Genomic DNA, 17,997 nt, shown 5'->3' with positions numbered 1-17,997 from the left:
CCTCGTCATTCCCCGATCTTTCCTTCGATCGGGTCGTATTTCGCCGCGGACCTTCAGCGCGCCCGCGGCGATCGGCTCAGGAGGCCGGCTTGAGCTCGCTCTCGACGACCCACTTGTGGTTGGTCATCGTCATGCCGTCGGACTCGTAATCGACCATGTAGACGGTCTCCTCGGTGGAGGAGGCGATGGTCGCCTTCGCGCCCTTCATGCCTTCCATGTGTTCGGCCTCGAGAGTGACCTCGGTGCCGTCGGCCAGACGTTCATCTCCGGCGTCCTTGATCTCCTGCTGGACGACCCACTTGTGATCCTTGACCGGCTCCCCGCCTGCGGACGGCGTGAAGTCCACCGCATAGGTGTACGTGTCGTACGCGCCGGCGATCATCGCGTTCGCACCGTCCATGCCCTCCATGTGGTCGGCGGTGAGCGTGACCTCGGTGCCGACCGGGTATGTGGGCGACGCAGCCGTCTCGATGCCCTCGGGGGCGGGGCCGCCGTCCATCGGATGCTCCATCCCGCCGCTGTCAGAGCTGCTGCCGTGGCCCTCGTGCTGGCTGGTCGTCGAGGGGGTCCCTTGGTCCTGGTCGCCGCCGGTGCTGCAGCCGGTGAACACGAGCGCTCCTCCGAGCACTCCTGCGGCGACGGTGGTCTTGAGGTGCTTGCGCATGAAGTCTCCTGTTCGTTCTGGTCCAGTCAACGCTATACCCCTCCCGGGTATCAAGTCGATGTCGATCGGCGGGCGTGGAATCGCCCGGCCAAGATCCAGTCGACCCGGGGTGGCAGCGCTGAGGCTGCGATGGAGAACATCGGCTCGGCGGCCCTGGTCGCAGATGGAATCGAGGCCCGAACGGACGGGCTCACCTCGCTCGCCGTCGTGACGGGATCGGCTGCGTCGTCTCGTGAACATCACCGTGGTGAGAAGACGATCCCAGTACCGCCGATCACCCAAGAGAAATTGGTCTTGTACGGTTGCATCGTCGGGCGTCCCATCGAGACAGGGATCCTGAGAGCCGACGGAAGCTGTGCAACTATCGCCAGGCAGAGCGAAGCATGTCTCAGTACGTGCTCCGTCAGATCGCCGCGAAGGCCTGATCCACGGGGCCCGCCCGCGCGGGCCGCCGCCCGCGTCCCGCCCGGGCGCGGACCCGCGGAGTAGGCTGGTCGCACCATGGAACATCTGCCCCCCACGAGCCCCGGCGCCCCGCTGCTGCCGCAGATCGCCCGCCCGGCGGACCTGTCGGCCCTCACGGAGGACCAGTTGACCGCGCTGGCGGCGGAGATCCGCGCCTACCTGATCGCCCACGTCTCCAAGACGGGTGGCCATCTCGGACCGAACCTGGGCGTCGTCGAGCTGACGCTGGCCGTGCACCGCGTGTTCGAGTCGCCGAAGGATGCGGTCATCTTCGACACGGGCCACCAGTCGTACGTGCACAAGCTGCTCACGGGGCGCCAGGACTTCACGACGCTCCGCCAGGAGGGGGGCCTGTCCGGCTACGGCGACCGCACCGAGTCCGAGCACGACGTGGTGGAGTCCTCGCATGCCTCCAGCTCGCTCTCCTGGGCGGACGGCATCGCGCGGGCCTGGGCGCAGACCGGGCAGGGGGACCGCACCGTGGTGGCCGTGATCGGCGACGGCGCGCTCACGGGGGGCATGGCCTGGGAGGCGGTCAACAACATCGCCGCCGGCCGGGATCGGCGCGTGGTGATCGTGGTCAACGACAACGGCCGCTCGTACGCGCCCACGGTGGGCGGCGTCGCCGAGCACCTGGGCGGACTGCGCCGCGGGGTGCTGGACAAGGTGCGCACCCACCACCGCTACGAGCAGACCCTCGACTACCTCAAGCGCCGCCTCCAGGAGGCCGGCCTCGCGGGTGAGCTGGTGTACCGGCCGCTGCACGCGGCGAAGAAGGGCCTCAAGGACCTCTGGGCGCCGCAGGGCCTGTTCGAGGACCTGGGCATGAAGTACATCGGTCCGGTGGACGGTCACGACCTCACCGCCATGGAGGAGGCCCTCGAGGACGCGCGGGCGTACGGCGGGCCCGTGATCGTCCACGCGATGACCGAGAAGGGGCACGGCTACGCGCCGGCGGTCGCGCACGAGGCGGACCAGTTCCACGCGATCGGCGTGATCGACCCCTCCACGGGCGAGCCCATCACCTCGTCGACGGCCCAGTCCTGGACCTCCGTGTTCGGCGAGGAGATGGTCGCGATCGCGGACGAGCGGCCGGACGTCGTGGCCATCACCGCCGCCATGCAGAACCCCGTGGGCCTGGCCCCGATGGCGCTGGCCCATCCGGACCGGGTGTTCGACGTCGGCATCGCCGAGCAGCACGCGGTCACCTCGGCCGCCGGCATGGCCTTCGGTGGTCTGCACCCCGTGGTGGCCGTCTACGCGACCTTCCTCAACCGCGCGTACGACCAGGTGCTCATGGACGTGGGCCTGCACCGTGCAGGCGTGACGTTCGTGCTGGACCGCGCGGGCGTCACCGGGCCGGACGGCCCGAGCCACCACGGCATGTGGGACCTGGCCCTGCTGCAGTCGGTGCCGGGGCTGCGGATCTCCGCGCCCCGCGACGCGGACACGCTCCGGGAGGAGCTGCGCGAGGCCGTCGCCGTCGAGGACGCGCCCACCGTGGTGCGGTTCGCGAAGGGCTCGGTCGGGGAGTCGGTGCGCGCCCTGGAGCGGTTGTCGGACGGCACGGACGTGCTCGCCCGGCGGGGCGAGGCCGGCGGACGCGACGGCGCCGAGCGGGACGTGCTGATCGTGGCGGTGGGCGCGATGGCCGAGCTCGGCCTCGACGTCGCCGAACGGCTCGAGCGGCACGGCATCAGCGCCACGGTGATCGACCCGCGGTGGGTCCTGCCCGTGGCCCGGTCCGTGATCGACACGGCCGCCCGCCACCGGATCGTCGTGTGCCTCGAGGACGGGGTGCGGGCCGGCGGCGTCGGCTCGCGGATCCGGCAGGAGATGCGCGCGGCCGGCGTGGACACCGCCCTGAACGAGGTCGGCCTGCCGGTCGAGTTCCTCGCCCACGGCAGCCGCGAGCAGGTGCTGGCCCGCGTGGGCCTCACCGCGCAGCGCATCACCCAGGACACCGTCGCCCAGGTCCTCGGCGCCAAGGTCCCGTACGCCCGGCCCGTCCCCGAGGACGCGGCCGCCCCCCACCACCAGGAGCAGGCATGAGCATCGTCCGGCTGTACCGTGAGAGCGTCGGCGACGACGGCGCCCGCCTCTTTGAGTACCGCGAGGCATGGGCCGACGCGGAGGCCGGGGAGTTCGTGGTCCACCACGGCCGGGTCGGCCAGCCCGGCACCGTCGGGGAGCAGCCCCTGGCCGACCAGGCCGAGGGTGATCAGCTGCTGGCCGCGTTCGTGGCGCAGGGCGCGGAGGAGGGCTTCGCCGAGGCGGACCCCGCGACCTTCGCCGTGCTGCCGGTGGCCTACCGGCTCCGCGGCCGGGAGGCCACGGCGATCGAGCGGCGCACCGTCGAGCGGCTGCGCGTCGAGATGACCCACCAGCTGGCCTGGCGCGGTCTCGGCGAGGTCGAGGACGTCGTCGAGGAGGTCGGTGCCCTCGTGCTGCGCGTCCGGACCCCCCACGCCCGCAAGGCCGCCGCCGAGATCCCGGCGGCCGCCAAGCGCGCCGACGGCGTGCAGCCGAACAAGGTGGACGTCCGCACCGCAGAGCAGGAGGGCTGACCCGTGCGCCACACCCGTCTCGGCCGCTCCGGGCTGACCGTCTCCGTCGTCGGCCTGGGGTGCAACAACCTCGGCCGCCCCGGCACCGCCACGCTGGAGCAGGCCGGCACCGACGACGTCGTCCACGCCGCGCTCGACGCCGGCATCACCTTCTTCGACGTCGCCGACGTCTACGGCGCCGAGCCCGGCCTGTCCGAGGAGCGGCTCGGCCGCGCCCTGGGCGCCCGCCGCGACGAGGTGGTGATCGGCACCAAGTTCGGCATGGACATGGGCGGTGTCGCCGGCGACGACGGCGGCGCGCGGGGCTCCCGCCGGTACATCGTGCGCGCCGTCGAGGACTCCCTGCGCCGCCTCGGCACCGACTGGATCGACCTCTACCAGTTCCACACCCCGGACCCGGCCACGCCCATCGAGGAGACCCTCCGCGCGCTCGACGACCTCGTGCGCGCCGGCAAGGTCCGCTACGTGGGCCACTCGAACCGGGCCGGGTGGCAGATCGCCCAGGCCGAGTACGTGGCCCGCGAGCTGGGCGTGGAGCGCTTCGTGTCCGCGCAGAACCACTACAACCTGCTGGACCGCCGGGCCGAGCTCGAGGTGGTCCCGGCGGCGGCCGAGTTCGGGCTCGGCGTCCTGCCGTACTTCCCGCTGGCCAACGGGCTGCTCACGGGCAAGTACTCGCAGGGCGACGCCCCCGAGGGCTCGCGCCTGTCCCACGTGCGCCAGCACATGGTGGCCGACGCCGACCTGGAGCAGCTGGCCGGCTTCGGCCGGTTCGCCCGGGAGCGGGGGATCACCGAGGTCCAGGCCGCGATCGGGTGGCTGGCGGCGCAGGGACCGGTGTCCTCCGTGATCGCCGGCGCCACCCGTGCCGCGCAGGTCGTGGAGAACGCGGCGGCGGCCGACTGGCTCGCCACCGCGGAGGACCTGGCCGAGCTGGACGCCCTATTCCCGGGCCCGGAGAAGGTCGCGCTCTTCTGATGGCCGGCGCGCTGACCGGCGCGGCCGCCGCGACCCCGCTCGTGCCGACGCCGGGGGAGGCCGCCCTGGGCTGGACCGTGTCCGTCGTGGCCGGTGCGCTGTGGGTGGCCGGCTTCGTCTCGCTGGGCCGCAGCCCCCTGGACGCCCGGGCGCGCCTGCCGTGGGTCGGCCTCATGCTGCTGCTGCCGGTGCTGGGGGCGCTCATCTGGTTCTGGTGGCGGCACCGCTACTACCCGGCGCGGCGGCGCGAGCAGCCGGCGTGGGACCCCAACGACCGCTCCGCCGTCGTGGTGCCCCCGCGCCGGCGCTACGGCGCGCCGGAGGAATGAGCCGGGCTCAGAGCTTGACGACGATGCGGTCGTCGACGACGGCCGCGTCGTAGTCCATGAGGGCCTGGCGGGCCGGGCCGCCGAACGGCTTGCCCGAGGTGACGTCGAAGTGCGAGCCGTGGCAGGGGCACGCGTAGGCCGGGCCCTCCTGCCGGTCCACGACCTGGAGCAGGCAGCCCTGGTGCGTGCACACGTTGGTGAAGGCGGTCACCGTGGTCTCGTCCACGCGGTGCATCATCAGGGTCCGGCCCTGCACCTGGACCTCGCGGGACGCGCCCACGGGCAGCTCGGCGGCGGGCAGCGCGTCGACGGCGTCGGAGCCGGTGTAGTGGTCCTGCGCGGTGTCCTTCTCGCGCAGCTGGTCCGTGCAGCCGGTCAGCGCGAGTGCGCCGGCGCCCGCGGCGGCGACGGCGGCGCCGCGGCCCAGGACGGTGCGGCGCGAGGTGTCCGGGCGGGCGTGGCCGCCGCAGCAGGCGGACCGGGAGGAGTTCGGGGTGAGGGGGGAGTCCTGCGTGGTCATCGACCCATTATCGCCCGCGGCGAGGGCGGATGCGACCGGGCCCCACGGGTGCGAGGATCGAGGGGACGGACCCCCGAGCCCCAGGAGCACCGCCGTGACCGACCCCGCCCCGCGCCCCACCGGCGCCGCCCGCTTCGACCTCACCCCCTTCGAGCGGTGGGAGGCCGTGACCCTCGACGACGTGCACGTCGGCTTCCTGCACCGGGTGCTGGAGGACGGCGTGCTGACCACCCGGACGGGCTTCGCCCCCACAACCGCCCAGCGCGCCGCCCGCGACGGTCTGCCCGAGCGCTACCTCGCCCAGACGCAGGTCGGCTTCACGCCCGACGGGGACGGCTGGGCATGGACGACCCACGAGGACTCCGCCGGAGCCCAGCGGGTGCGCATCGACCGTGAGCGGGCCGGCATCGACGCCGCGGTGCTGCCCTCGTACGCGGAGTACCTCCTCCTCGCGCGGGTGGCCGCCGAGGGCCCGCTCGCCGTGGACCGGCTCGAGGAGGCCTCGCCCCTGCAGGGCGGGCTGCGCGTGCCCCGCGCCGAGCTGCGCCCGGCGGACGCGGGCGGGTCCGACGTGCGGGTGGCCGTCGTCGCGGACGGCGTGGAGCTGGGGGCGCACCTCGTGCGCGAGGGCGCCGTGGTCGCCTCCGACTGGGGCGGGGGCACCGCCTCGACCCCCGTGGCCGACCAGGCCGCGGCGACCGCCGGGCTCGACGCGCACGTGGTGACGTTCGCCGGGCTGCCGATCGCCTGAGCCGTGGGCCGGGCCGTCGCGGACGGCCCGGCCGGGGCCGGTCAGGCCTGCGCGGCCGGGTGGAAGCGCCGCCCGTTCACCCGCTCGGCGGCCCCGCAGTCGTCCAGGTACGGCGTGATGCCGCCCAGGTGCAGGGGCCAGTTGGCGCCGAGGATCATGCACAGGTCCACGTCCTCGGGGGCCGCGACGACGCGCTCGTCCAGGAGCAGGCCGATCTCCTCGGCCAGCGCGTCCTCGACCCGGCGCAGCAGCTCCTCGGAGGTCTGCGGGGTCGAGCCCTGCTCCAGCAGGGCCGCGGTCGCCTCCGGGATCTGCTCGCCGGTCGCGCCGGCGGCCTCCTCGTCGCGCCGGTCCGGGCGGACGTCCTTGGCCCAGATCGCGGTCTTGCCGGCGTCGATCAGGCGCTGCAGGTTCGCCGAGACCGGGAAGCGCTCCGCGCCGAAGGACGCGGAGAGGGACTCGGACACGTGCTGGGCCACGGGGATGCCGACCATGGCCAGGAGGGTGAACGGCGTCATCGGCAGGGCCAGCGGGTCCAGCGCGTGGTCGGCCTCGTGCGCGTCGGTGCCCTCGTCGAAGGAGTTCTGCACCTCGCCCATCATGCGCAGCAGGACGCGGTTGACCACGAACGCGGTGGCGTCGTGGACGAGCACGCCGGTCTTGCGGAGCCGGCGGGTCAGTTCGAACGCGGTGGCCACGACCTCGTCCGTCGTCGCCTCGGTCCGCACGATCTCCACGAGCGGCATGACCGCCACCGGGTTGAAGAAGTGGAAGCCCACGAGGCGCTCGGGACGCTCGAGGACCTCGGCCATGGCGGCCACGGACAGGCTCGAGGTGTTGGTCATCAGGATGGCGTCCTCACGCACGATGCCCTCGAGCTCGCGGAAGACGGTGCGCTTGACCTCGAGCTCCTCGAAGACGGCCTCGATGACGATGTCGGCGTCCGCATACACGGCTTTGTCCGTGTCCGCGGTGATCAACCCGGCCAGGGCCTGGCCGTCCTCGGCGGAGAGCCGTCCACGGGAGACCATCTTCTCGACCTGCGCGCGCACGCCCGCCAGGCCGCGCTCGACACGCTCGGCGTCGATGTCCGTCATCACGACGGGCACCCGCAGGTGCCGGGCGAAGACGAGGGCGAGCTGGCCGGCCATCAGGCCCGCACCGACGATGCCGACCTTGCGGACCTCGCGGGCGAGCTCGCGGCCCGGGTCGCCGGCGGGGCGCTTGGCGCGGCCCTGGACGAGGCCGAGGAACGCGTACACGGTGCGCCGGAACTCGGGGGAGTGCAGCAGCGTCCCGAGGGCGTCCGCCTCGGCCTGGGCGGACTCGGCGCGGGTGCGCGTGCGGGCCCCGGTGAACAGGGCCTCCAGGTGACGGCGCGCCGGCAGGTGGCGACCGGGACGGGCGGCCTGCAGCCGCTCCAGCGCCGCCAGGGCGCGGTCCCAGGCGGCGTCGGACACGTCGCGGTCGCGGTGGGCGGCCAGTTCGGCCGCCACGGACTCGTCCCCGGTGACCAGGGCGGCGGCGAGCTCGAGGCCGGCGTCGAGGAGGTCCCCCTCGACGATCCGGTCCATGAGCCCCAGCCCGTGCGCCGCGCGGGCGTCGAGCATGCGGTTGTCGTCGAGGGGGTTCTTCAGCACGACGTCGACGGCGGCCTCCGGGCCGATCAGGTGGGGCACGCGCCACACGCCGGACCAGCCGGGGATCAGGCCGAGCCGGACCTCGGGCAGGCCGAAGCCCTTCGCGTCGGCGGCCACCACGCGGTGTCCGGCGGCCAGGGCCAGCTCGAGGCCGCCGCCGAGGGCGAGGCCGTTCACGAGCGCGACCGTGGGGATCTCGAGGGCCGCGAGCCGGTCGTAGACGGCGTGGCCGAGCAGGGCCAGGTCGCGGCCGACGTCGTCGGTGATGCTCGCGATCAGGGACAGGTCCGCCCCGGCCGCGAAGGTCCCCTCCACGCCGGTCACGGCCAGGGCCTGGATCTCGCCCGCGGCGGCCCGGGCGGCCTGCTCGTCGAGGACCCGGCCGAGGCCGAGGAGCGTGGCCGGGCCCAGGGTCGCGGGCCGGCGGGGTCCCTGCCCGTTGTCCAGCGTGAGCAGCGCGAGCGTGCCCGCACCCTCGGGCAGGGCGTGGTCGGTCACGGTGACGGTGGTGACGACCTCATCCGGGGCCAGGGCGGGCAGGTGGTCGAAGGAAGCAAGAGAAACGGATGTCATGCGGGTCACACTACCGGCGAGTAGCCTCCGCGTCGACGCGACGCGACGGACCGATCCGGCCGGCCGCGTCGGGGGCTCAAGCGCCGGCGGGATCGGGGTCCAGGAGCGCGACCGTGACGATCGCGCCGACGTTCTCCACCTGCCACGGGCGCGCGCCCCGCTCCGTCAGGAACGCGTCCACGGTCTCGGGGGTGATCGGGGCAGGCGGGGTCCAGCAGATCCGCCGGAGGGTGTCCGGGGTGAGGAGGTTCTCGGTGGGCATCCCCAGCTGCTCGGCCCGACGGGCGACGCGGGCCTTGGCCGTGCGCAGGCGGCGGTCCGCCACCGGGTCCCGGTCCTTCCAGGCCCGGGGTGGGGGCGGGCCGTCCCCGGTGCGGATCTGCGCCGCGGGGGCGTCGCCCCGCTCGGCGTCCTCGACGCCGGCCCGGATCGCGGCGATCCAGCGCGGGGCCTCGCGGCTCGCGGCGCGGCCGTGGAAGCCGGAGGTCTGGCGCAGGGCGGGGACGGTGCGCGGCTGGGCGGCCGCGGCGGCGACGATCGACCGGTCCGGGATGAGCCGGCCGGGGGCGACGTCGCGGTGGCGGGCGAGGTCCTCGCGGGCCTCCCACAGGCGCTTGAGGACCGCGCGCTGCACGGGGCGGCGCAGCGTCTGGGAGCCCGAGGTGCCGCGCCAGGGGTCCTTCTTCGGCGTGGGCGGCGGGGCCGTGCGCACGTGCTCGAACTCCTGCTCGGCCCACGCGAGCTTGCCGTCGGCCTCGAGGCGCGCGATCAGGGCCTCGCGCAGCGGGACGAGCAGCTCGACGTCGAGCGCCGCGTAGGTGAGCATCGCCTCGGGCAGCGGACGCACCGACCAGTCGGCGGCCGAATGCTCCTTGGCGAGGGTGACCCCCAGCAGCTCCTCCAGGACCGCGGCCAGGCCGACGCGCGGCAGGCCGGCCACCCGGGCCGCGAGCTCGGTGTCGAACAGCCGATCGGGGCGCAGCCCCTGCTCGGCCAGGCAGGGCAGGTCCTGGCTGGCCGCGTGCAGGATCCACTCGACGCCCGCGAGGGCCTCCTGCAGCGGGGCCAGCCCGTCGAGGGCCTCGGGATCGACGAGCCAGATGCCGGCGCCCTCGCGCTTGAGCTGGACGAGCATGGCCCGCTGGCCGTACCGGATCCCGGAGGCGCGCTCCGCGTCGACGGCGACCGGCCCGGTCCCCGCGGCGAGCGCCGCGGCGCAGGCCTCCAGACCCGCGCGGGTGTCGGTGAGCCGGGGGACTCCACCGGCCGGTGTGGCGATCAGCCGCGGGGGCGCGTCCGGGGCGGCCGTCTCGGGGGCGTCGGTCATGCTGCTCCTGTTCGGGGAGGTCGGGGCGGGGACGGGCCGGGGCCCGGTGTGACGGAGGCGCGGGCGCGCGGTCAGGGGCCGGCCGTGTGGACGTCCGCGGCGTGCTCGGGCGGCAGACCGGCGAACGCGCAGATCATGTCCGACCACGCCTCGAGATGCGAGCCGAGGTCCCGCGGGGCTGGGGTCCACGAGGCGCGCAGCTCGATGTCGGTGGTGTCCGGGGCCGCACTGAGCGTCCCGAAGCCCTCCGCGATGCTGCGCGTCGCGGTGCCGCCGGCGTGGGAGTGCTCGGCGTGGTGGCGCTCGAGCGCCTCCACGAGCCACGTCCACGCGACGGCGCCGGCCAGCTGGTCCAGTGCGACGTCCGGTTCCAGGCTCGCACGGATCCAGGTCACCGCCCGGAAGCCTCCCGGCCACCGGGCGTCCGGGGCCGGGTCGTGCAGGAGGACGAACCGCCCCGTGGCCAGCACGCCGCCGGTCGCGCCCGGCCCGTCGCACACGTCGGCGGCGAGGGCGACGGCGAAGGGCGCCTGCCCCTCGGGTGCCGGGATCTCCCGCAGCCGCACCTCGGTCCGTGGCCGCGCATCGCGCAGGTCCGCCAGGGCACGCCGGAACACCCCCGGCGGCACGGGCGCCTCGACCGCCCCGGGGGCGGCGGAGAGGCGACGGGGCCCGATCACGCTCATGCCCGTCAGCCTAGGCTGCGGGGCCCAGCGGGCCGCGGGGGCGCGCCGTGGACGCCACGGCGCTCCCGCACCGGATCAGCGCGCCCCGTCCGGGGCCGCCGCGTCGTCGGCGGGGGCCAGGCGCAGCGAGATCGAGTTGATGCAGTAGCGCAGGTCCGTGGGGGTGTCATAGCCCTCGCCCGCGAAGACGTGACCCATGTGGGAGCCGCACGCCGCGCACCGCACCTCGATCCGCTCCATGCCCAGGGTGGTGTCCTTCAGGTACTCCACCCGGTCCTCCGCGAGCGGTGCGAAGAACGAGGGCCAGCCGCAGTGCGCGTCGAACTTCTCGTCCGAGCGGAACAGCTCGGATCCGCACGCCCGGCACGCGTACACGCCCTTCACGTGCGAGTCCCAGTACTCGCCCGTGAAGGGCCGTTCCGTGCCGGCCCGGCGCAGCACCTGGAACTCCTCGGGCGTGAGCCGTCGGGCCCACTCCTCGTCCGTCAGGCGGGCGCCGCCCGGGGCGGCCAGGGTCTGCTCGGGAGCGGGGACGTCCCGCGCGGGGTCGGGGGTGGGGCCGTCATGGGGGGTGTGGGGAGTCTCGGTCATGCCCGGTGCAACGGTCCGGAGCGCCGTCGTGTTCCCGACCGGCGTCGCATTGGCGGGCGCGCCCGCCCGTGGAGGACAATGGCGCGCATGGCCGCACGACCCCGCCGTCCCCGTCCCCACCCCGCCGACCTGCCGCCCGCCCTGGCCGCCGCCGTCACCGTGGCAGCCCGGCGGGCCGGGAGCCGCGAGTCCCGCGTCCGCCGAGCGGGCCGCCTGGTCCGCCGCGGAGTCACCGGATCGGTGCGCGGCGGCGTGGCCGTGGCCTCCCCGGTGGCCCGCTGGGCCCCGCCCGTGCTCAGCGTCGCCGCGGCCTACGCCTTCGTGCTGGCCGGGGCGAGCTCGGCGCTCGCGGGCGTGTTCGCCCGCACCGTGGTGACCCCCGTGCGCCGCCACGCCGAGTCCACGCCGATCCTCGCCGTCGTCGACACGCCCGCCGGGCAGGACGTGATCCTGCAGGCCGACGAGTACACCACCGTGCCCGGCCAGTACTCCCTCACGTTCGACGACGGCGCCGGATGCGCCCGCATCGGGGAGATCACCTCCTTCGACCCCCGGGACGGCACGGTGCAGCGCGCGGTCGAGGAGGTCTTCTCCGGCGATCTGACGACGGCGACCCGGGGCCGGTTCACCGGCTTCGTCTACCCGACCCCCGCCGACGCCGGGCTCGACGCCGAGGACGTGCAGGTGCCGGTGCCCGGCGGCCACGCCCGCGCATGGCGCATCGCGCCTTACCCCAGCGAGGACGGCGAACCCCGTCCTGCGGAGGGGCTGTGGGCGGTGATGGTCCACGGCCGCGGCGCGCGCCGCAACGAGGGCATCCGCGCCGTGCCGACCGCCCGCCGCCTGGGCATGACGTCGCTGCTGATCTCCTACCGCAACGACGGCGACGCCCCGGACGCCGCCGACGCCCGCTACGGGCTCGGCACCACCGAATGGGAGGACGTCGAGGCGGCCATCCGCTACGCCCTCGACCACGGCGCCCGGGACGTCGTCCTCTTCGGCTGGTCCATGGGCGGGGCCGTGGTGCTGCAGACCGTGGACCGCTCCGCGCTGGCCCCGCACGTGCGCGGCGTGGTCCTGACGGGCCCCGTCATCGACTGGGTGGACGTGCTGCGCCACCAGGCCCGGCTCAACCGGATCCCCGAAGCCGTGGGCCTGCTCGGCCAGTGGCTGCTGGCCAACCGGGCCGGCCGGTTCATCACGGGCCTGGCCGCCCCCGTGGACCTCAAGGCCCTGGACTGGGTGACCCGCGCCGACCACGTGCGTGTGCCCACGCTGATCCTGCACTCCGAGGACGATGAGTACGTGCCCGTCGGCCCCTCGCAGGACCTGGCCGAGCGCAACCCGGACCTGGTTCGGTTCGTCCGCTTCCACCAGGCCCGCCACACCCGGGAGCAGAACGTGGACCCGCGCAAGTGGGACACCGCCGTGCGCGGCTGGCTGCGCGCCGTGCTCAGCGCCCCCCGCCCCGGCGGCCGGGGGCGCTGACCGCGCTCAGGCGGCGGCGTCCGCCAGCCCCCGACGGCGCAGCAGCGGCTCGAGCTCGGCGTCCCGGCCGCGGAACGCACGGTAGGACTCCAGCAGGTCACGCGTGTCGCCCCGCGAGAGCAGCTCGTCCGCGAACCGGCGGCCGTTCTCCCGCGTCATCCCGCCGTGCTCGCGGAACCACTCCACGGCGTCCGCGTCCAGCACCTCGGCCCACACGTAGGAGTAGTACCCGGCCGCGTAGCCGCCGCCGAAGATGTGCTTGAAGTAGCCGGTGCCGTAGCGCGGGGGCACCAGGTCCGGGTCGATGCCCGCCTCGGTCAGCACCCGGCGCTCGAACGCGGCCGGGTCGGCCGTGGCGGCGTCCACCGTCTCCTCCGTCAGCGAGTGCCAGGCCCAGTCCACGAGCGTCGCACCCAGGTACTCGACCGTGCGGTGCCCCTCGCCCCACAGGTCCGCCGCCTCGAGCCGCTCCAGCGTCCCGGCCGGCAGCGGCTCGCCCGTCTCCACGTGCCGCGCATACGCGGCCAGCAGGGACGGCTCGCGCAGCCACACCTCATTGACCTGCGACGGGAATTCCACGACGTCGCGCGGCACGTTCGTCCCGGTGAGCGAGGCGTACTCGCCCCGAGCCAGCAGCCCGTGCAGGGCGTGGCCGAACTCGTGGAACAGCGTCGTGGTCTCATCCAGCGTCAGCAGGGCCGGACGCCCCGCCGCCGGGGCCGGCACATTCATCGTGGTGAACACCACCGGGCGCTCGCCCAGGGCGTCCGCCCTGTCCCGCACCGTGTGCATCCAGGCACCGCCGGACTTGGTCGGCCGCGCGAACAGGTCCGCGACGAACAGACCCACCCCGGCACCGTCCTCACCCGTCACCTCGAACACCCGGATCCCGGGGCGGTACAGGTGTCGCGCCAGCTCCGGGCGCTCGGCGAACGTGAGCCCGTACAGCGCGGTCGCCGCCGCGAACACGCCCTCCGTCAGCACCCGGTCCAGCTCGAAGTACGGGCGCAGGGCGTCCGCGTCCACCGCGAACTCCTCCCGCGCGTACCCCGCGGACAGCGCCGGCCAGTCCCACGGGGCCACCTCGGCGTCCGCCCGGCCCGCGTGTGCCGCCGCCGTCGCCGCGTCCGCCCGCGCATTGGCCATCGCCCGCGGCGCCATCGCGGCCAGCAGCTCCTCCACGGCCGCCGTCGACGGCGCCGCCCGGTCCTTCAGCGCCTGCTCGGCCCAGCTCTGCGCCCCCAGCAGCCGCGCCTTGCGCAGCCGCAGCCGCACCATCGCCATCGCCGTCGTCAGCGTCTCGTGCTCCCCGGACCCGCCCCGGCCCGTCGACGCCTCGAACACCTCGCGCCGCATCCCCTCGTCCTGCAGGGACGCCAGCCACGGCTGCGACGTGAACAGGGACAGCGTCAGCAGCCACGGACCCGCCGCCGCGTCCCCGTCCCCGTGCCCCGCCTCGGCGGCCGCCCCCGCCGCCGCGGCCAGGTCGTCCTCGCTCAGACCGGCCAGGCGCTCGCGGTCCGTGACGAGCACGGCGCGGGCCGCGGTGTCCGCGACGAGGCGGCGCGTGTAGGCGGCCGAGAGGGACGCCAGCTCCGTGTTGATCCCGCGCAGCTCCTCGCGCGCGGCCTCGTCCAGGTCCGCCCCCGCCAGGGAGAGGCGCAGGCGCAGCGTCTCCAGCAGGCGGGCGTCCTCGCCCGTGAGGCCGCCGTCGTCGATCGAAGCGACGCGCGCCGCCAGCCGCGGGTCCAGCAGGATCGCGTCCTCGTGGGCCGCGAGCTCGGGGGAGAGCTCCTCGGCCAGGGCCTGCCGCGCATCCGTGCCGTCCGAGCCGACGAGCGTGAAGAACATCGCGGCGGAGCGGCGCAGCAGCTGGCCGGACAGCTCGAGCGCACGGACGGTGTTCTCGAAGGTCGGCGCCGTGGCCGCCCCGAGGATCTGGTCGACCTCGGCGCGCTGGGCCGCCATCCCCGCGCGCACGGCCTCGGCCAGCTGCGCGTCGGAGACGGCGGAGAAGTCGGGCAGCCCGTAGGGCAGGTCGGAGGGGGTCGCCAGCGGGTGGTCGGCGGGCAGGACGGAGGGCGCGGAGGTGTGGGTCATGGGCGCGAGTGTAGTCAGCCGTGATCCGCGCCACCCCACCGGGCGTCGCTAGACTGGGCGGTCGAGCCAGCAGACGAGATCCAGACCTGAGGAGGCGTGATGGCAGGACATTCCAAGTGGGCGACCACCAAGCACAAGAAGGCCGTCATCGACGCGCGGCGCGCCAAGGCGTTCGCGAAGTACATCAAGAACATCGAGGTCGCGGCACGTGCCGGCGGACCCGACGTCGCCGGCAACCCCGCCCTCGACCTGGCCGTGTCCAAGGCCAAGAAGGCCTCGGTGCCCAACGACAACATCGACCGCGCCGTCAAGCGCGGCGCCGGCCTCACCGGCGAGGTCATCGACTACGCCGAGATCATGTACGAGGTCCGCGGCCCCCAGGGCTCGGCGCTGCTGGTCGAGTGCCTGACCGACAACAAGAACCGCGCCGCCGCGGACGTGCGCGCGGCCGTCACCCGCAACGGCGGCACCATGGCCGACTCCGGCTCCGTCTCCTTCCTCTTCGAGCGCAAGGGCCTCGTGCGCCTGCCCGCCGAGGGCAACACCGAGGACGGCCTGCTCGAGGCCGTGCTCGAGGGCGGCGCCGACGCCGAGGAGGTCGTCGTCTCCGGCGACTCCTTCGAGATCCTCTCGGACCCCTCCGACCTGCAGTCCGTGGCCAAGGCCCTCGACGAGGCGGGCGTGGAGTACGAGTCCGACGAGCTCGAGTTCGTCCCCACCATGAAGGTGGACCTGGACGCGTCGGGCGCCCGCACCTTCCTGAAGCTGGCCGATGCCCTCGAGGACCTCGACGACGTCCAGAACGTCTTCTCGAACGTGGACATCGCCCCCGAGGTCCTCGCCGAGCTCGACGAGGACTGATCGCGCTGAGCGCGCGCCGGCCCGCCGACGTCGTCCGGATCCTCGGGGTGGACCCGGGGCTCACCCGCTGCGGGATCGCCGTGGTGGACGTGGACGCGCGACGGCGGGCCGCGCTCGTCCACGTCGAGGTCACGGGCACCCCGCCCACCGCCCCCCTGGACCAGCGCCTCCTGCGCATCGACGAGGCCGTCTCCGCGGTCCTCGCCGCGCACCGGCCCGATCGCGCCGCCGTCGAGCGCATGTTCGCGAACACGAACACGCCGACCGTGCTGGGCACGGCCCAGGCCGCGGGCGTGGCGATCGCCGCGGCCGCGCGCGCCGGCGTCCCCGTGGGCCTGCACACCCCCTCCGAGGTCAAGGCCGCCGTCACCGGACACGGCGATGCGGGCAAGGAGCAGGTCACCACGATGGTCACCCGGATCCTCCGCCTCGACGCCCCGCCGCGCCCGGCCGACGCGGCCGACGCCCTCGCCTTGGCCATCGCCCACGGCTGGCGCGGCACCGCCCTCGGCGCGGCCGCCGGCCAGACCGGCCTCGACACCGCGGACCTCGCCTCCCGGGCGGGGCGCTCGCAGTTCGCCGCCAAGGCGCCCGCGCGCGCCCGCCAGCGGGGACAGCTCACCGCCGCGCAGCGGGCCTGGCTCGACGCCGAGCGCTCGGCGGGCGGCGGGCGTCGCCGGTAAGCCGCTGCCGGGCCGGCGTTCGATGATATGTTCGAATCCGCGCCGACCGGCGTCCGTCCGTCCCGACAGGAGGGCCCCTCATGATCGCCTCGCTCAGCGGCACCGTCGAGCACGTGGCCCTCGACCGGGCGGTCATCGCCGTCGGCGGCCTGGGTGTGCAGTTCTCCGCCACCCCGCAGACGCTGTCCACCCTGCACGAGGGCCGGCCGGGGGCGGTGCAGACCCACCTCGTGGTCAAGGAGGACGCCCTGACCCTCTACGGCTTCGCGGACCGCGACGAGCGCGAGGTGTTCGAGGTGCTCATCACGGCCAACGGCGTGGGTCCCCGCCTCGCCCTGGCGATCCTCTCCGTCCACCACCCCGAGACCGTGCGCCGGGCGGTCACCGAGGAGGACGAGAAGACCCTCACCCGCGTGCCCGGCATCGGGCCGAAGATGGCGCGCAAGATCATCGTCGAGCTCTCCGGCCGCCTCGCGCCCACCGGGGAGCCGGTGCCCGAGGCGGAGGCCGAGGCGAGCGCCGAGCCGACCGTCGAGGCGCTCTGGCACGCCGACGTCGTGCAGGCGATGGCCGGCCTGGGCTGGTCCGAGAAGGAGGCGCTCAAGGCCGTCGAGGCCACCGTGGCGGCCCGCCCGGAGCTGGACGAGGGCCGCGACGTCGCCGCGCTGCTGCGCGCCACCCTGCGCGACGTCGGCATGGCCGGCTCTGTGCGAGGCGGGCGATGAGCGCGGAGTCCTCGCCGCTGTCCGCGGCGGCCGTCGACCCGGAGGAGCGTCGGCTCGAGGCCGCGCTGCGCCCCAAGCACCTGGACGAGTTCGTGGGCCAGATGCGCGTGCGCGAGCAGCTGGACCTCATGCTCGCCTCCGCCCGGCTGCGCGACCGCGCCGCGGACCACGTCCTGCTCTCCGGTCCGCCCGGGCTCGGCAAGACCACGCTGGCGATGATCGTGGCCGCGGAGATGAACGCCCCCCTGCGGCTGTCCTCCGGCCCTGCGATCCAGCATGCGGGCGACCTCGCGGCCATCCTGTCCTCGCTCACCGAGGGCGAGGTGCTCTTCCTCGACGAGATCCACCGGATGTCCCGCCCGGCCGAGGAGATGCTCTACATGGCCATGGAGGACTTCCGGGTGGACATCGTGGTGGGCAAGGGCGCCGGCGCCACCTCGATCCCGCTCGAGCTGCCGCCCTTCACGCTCGTCGGCGCCACCACGCGGGCCGGCCTCCTGCCGGGGCCGCTGCGCGACCGCTTCGGCTTCACGGGCCATCTGGACTTCTACACCGAGGTGGAGCTCGAGCGCGTCCTGCGCCGCTCCGCCCTGCTGCTGGACATGCGGCTGGCCACGGAGGGGTACCGGCAGATCGCCCGGCGCTCGCGCGGCACCCCGCGCATCGCCAACCGCTTGCTGCGCCGCGTGCGGGACTGGGCGCTCGTGAAGGGGCTGGCCGAGGTCGGCGCGCACGACGCCGCCGCCGCCCTGGACATGTACGAGGTCGACGGGCGCGGCCTGGACCGGCTCGACCGGTCCGTGCTCACGGCCCTGTGCACCACGTTCGGCGGCGGGCCCGTGGGGCTCAGCACGCTGGCCACCGCCGTGGGGGAGGAGGCCGAGACCGTGGAGACCGTGGCCGAGCCCTTCCTCATCCGCGAGGGCATGGTGGCGCGGACCCCCCGTGGCCGCGTCGCGCTGCCGGGGGCCTGGGAGCACCTGGGCCTCGCCGCTCCGGAGGCCACGCCGGGGCCGTGACGCCCAGGGCGGGCCCCTACACTGGACAGG

17 protein-coding genes are annotated in these 17,997 nt (G+C 74.9%); 10 read left to right on the top strand and 7 right to left on the bottom strand.

Translation table 11 applies throughout. From position 1 onward, the window contains the following. Positions 1–76: 76 nt before the first annotated feature. Positions 77–664: a YdhK family protein gene (locus B1A86_RS06435; RefSeq protein ID WP_020627858.1), complete on the bottom strand. Its 588-nt coding sequence runs from the start codon at positions 662–664 to the stop codon at positions 77–79. Positions 665–1,165: 501 nt separating this feature from the next. On the opposite strand from B1A86_RS06435, the gene dxs reads away from it, so the two are divergent. From dxs to B1A86_RS06410, 4 genes are read left to right on the top strand one after another with little or no spacing between them, the layout of a single operon-like run. Continuing rightward, a complete protein-coding gene (dxs, locus tag B1A86_RS06425; protein WP_063188918.1) occupies positions 1,166–3,181 on the top strand; it encodes a 1-deoxy-D-xylulose-5-phosphate synthase in 2,016 nt (671 codons plus the stop codon). Beyond that, positions 3,178–3,696 carry a hypothetical protein gene (locus B1A86_RS06420; protein WP_041103646.1) on the top strand — a complete coding sequence of 173 codons (519 nt, stop codon included), beginning with the start codon at positions 3,178–3,180 and terminating at the stop codon, positions 3,694–3,696. The genes dxs and B1A86_RS06420 overlap by 4 nt, the downstream gene beginning before the upstream one ends. 3 nt (positions 3,697–3,699) lie before the next feature. Then, positions 3,700–4,674: an aldo/keto reductase gene (locus tag B1A86_RS06415; protein WP_145930914.1), complete on the top strand. Its 975-nt coding sequence runs from the start codon at positions 3,700–3,702 to the stop codon at positions 4,672–4,674. Further along, a complete protein-coding gene (locus tag B1A86_RS06410) occupies positions 4,674–5,003 on the top strand; it encodes a PLD nuclease N-terminal domain-containing protein (protein WP_020627854.1) in 330 nt (109 codons plus the stop codon). The genes B1A86_RS06415 and B1A86_RS06410 overlap by 1 nt, the downstream gene beginning before the upstream one ends. A gap of 7 nt (positions 5,004–5,010) precedes the next feature. Here the strand turns inward: B1A86_RS06410 and B1A86_RS06405 are convergent, their stop codons facing one another. Then, positions 5,011–5,523: a Rieske (2Fe-2S) protein gene (locus B1A86_RS06405; RefSeq protein WP_078025486.1), complete on the bottom strand. Its 513-nt coding sequence runs from the start codon at positions 5,521–5,523 to the stop codon at positions 5,011–5,013. Between the two features lie 94 nt (positions 5,524–5,617). Between B1A86_RS06405 and B1A86_RS06400 the strand changes: the two genes are divergently transcribed. Then, complete coding sequence (locus tag B1A86_RS06400) at positions 5,618–6,274, top strand: hypothetical protein (RefSeq protein WP_078025485.1); 657 nt, start codon at positions 5,618–5,620, stop codon at positions 6,272–6,274. A gap of 41 nt (positions 6,275–6,315) precedes the next feature. Here the strand turns inward: B1A86_RS06400 and B1A86_RS06395 are convergent, their stop codons facing one another. The 4 genes from B1A86_RS06395 to msrB form a co-directional block, all read right to left on the bottom strand. Beyond that, positions 6,316–8,487, bottom strand: coding sequence for a 3-hydroxyacyl-CoA dehydrogenase NAD-binding domain-containing protein (locus B1A86_RS06395; RefSeq protein ID WP_203552725.1), 2,172 nt, complete (start codon positions 8,485–8,487; stop codon positions 6,316–6,318). Between the two features lie 76 nt (positions 8,488–8,563). After that, on the bottom strand, positions 8,564–9,814 hold the full coding sequence (locus tag B1A86_RS06390) for a ribonuclease D (RefSeq protein ID WP_069941680.1): 1,251 nt from the start codon (positions 9,812–9,814) through the stop codon (positions 8,564–8,566). Positions 9,815–9,885: 71 nt separating this feature from the next. Beyond that, positions 9,886–10,500 carry a DUF3000 domain-containing protein gene (locus tag B1A86_RS06385; RefSeq protein ID WP_078025483.1) on the bottom strand — a complete coding sequence of 205 codons (615 nt, stop codon included), beginning with the start codon at positions 10,498–10,500 and terminating at the stop codon, positions 9,886–9,888. 75 nt (positions 10,501–10,575) lie between these two features. Then, entirely contained in the window at positions 10,576–11,091 is a 516-nt protein-coding gene (gene msrB, locus B1A86_RS06380) for a peptide-methionine (R)-S-oxide reductase MsrB (protein WP_020627848.1), read from the bottom strand. Positions 11,092–11,178: 87 nt separating this feature from the next. Here msrB and B1A86_RS06375 point away from each other — a divergent pair, with 87 nt between their 5' ends. Next, positions 11,179–12,579, top strand: a complete 1,401-nt coding sequence (locus B1A86_RS06375; protein WP_078025488.1) for a S9 family peptidase — start codon at positions 11,179–11,181, stop codon at positions 12,577–12,579. A 6-nt stretch (positions 12,580–12,585) separates the two neighbouring features. On the opposite strand, the gene B1A86_RS06370 is transcribed toward B1A86_RS06375, so the two are convergent. Further along, positions 12,586–14,679 (bottom strand): M3 family metallopeptidase, encoded by a 2,094-nt coding sequence (locus B1A86_RS06370; RefSeq protein ID WP_134416477.1) that lies wholly within the window; start codon positions 14,677–14,679, stop codon positions 12,586–12,588. A 99-nt stretch (positions 14,680–14,778) separates the two neighbouring features. On the opposite strand from B1A86_RS06370, the gene B1A86_RS06365 reads away from it, so the two are divergent. The 4 genes from B1A86_RS06365 to ruvB all read left to right on the top strand — a co-directional run bounded on the left by B1A86_RS06365 (position 14,779) and on the right by ruvB (position 17,967). Further along, complete coding sequence (locus B1A86_RS06365) at positions 14,779–15,540, top strand: YebC/PmpR family DNA-binding transcriptional regulator (RefSeq protein WP_036317934.1); 762 nt, start codon at positions 14,779–14,781, stop codon at positions 15,538–15,540. A 47-nt stretch (positions 15,541–15,587) separates the two neighbouring features. Beyond that, positions 15,588–16,223, top strand: a complete 636-nt coding sequence (gene ruvC / locus B1A86_RS06360) for a crossover junction endodeoxyribonuclease RuvC (protein ID WP_078025482.1) — start codon at positions 15,588–15,590, stop codon at positions 16,221–16,223. Positions 16,224–16,303: 80 nt separating this feature from the next. Further along, positions 16,304–16,948 carry a Holliday junction branch migration protein RuvA gene (ruvA, locus tag B1A86_RS06355; protein ID WP_078025481.1) on the top strand — a complete coding sequence of 215 codons (645 nt, stop codon included), beginning with the start codon at positions 16,304–16,306 and terminating at the stop codon, positions 16,946–16,948. Continuing rightward, the gene (gene ruvB, locus B1A86_RS06350) at positions 16,945–17,967 is read left to right on the top strand and encodes a Holliday junction branch migration DNA helicase RuvB (RefSeq protein ID WP_036317944.1); all 1,023 of its coding nucleotides are present in this window, start codon (positions 16,945–16,947) and stop codon (positions 17,965–17,967) included. Before ruvA ends, ruvB begins: the two co-directional genes overlap by 4 nt. Positions 17,968–17,997: the final 30 nt, after the last annotated feature.

The sequence above is a fragment of the Micrococcus sp. KBS0714 genome (assembly GCF_002008305.4).
In the GTDB taxonomy this organism is placed as follows: domain Bacteria; phylum Actinomycetota; class Actinomycetes; order Actinomycetales; family Micrococcaceae; genus Micrococcus; species Micrococcus luteus.
Note: the sequence above shows the minus strand (reverse complement) of the source record. Positions and strands in the feature narration are given on the sequence as shown.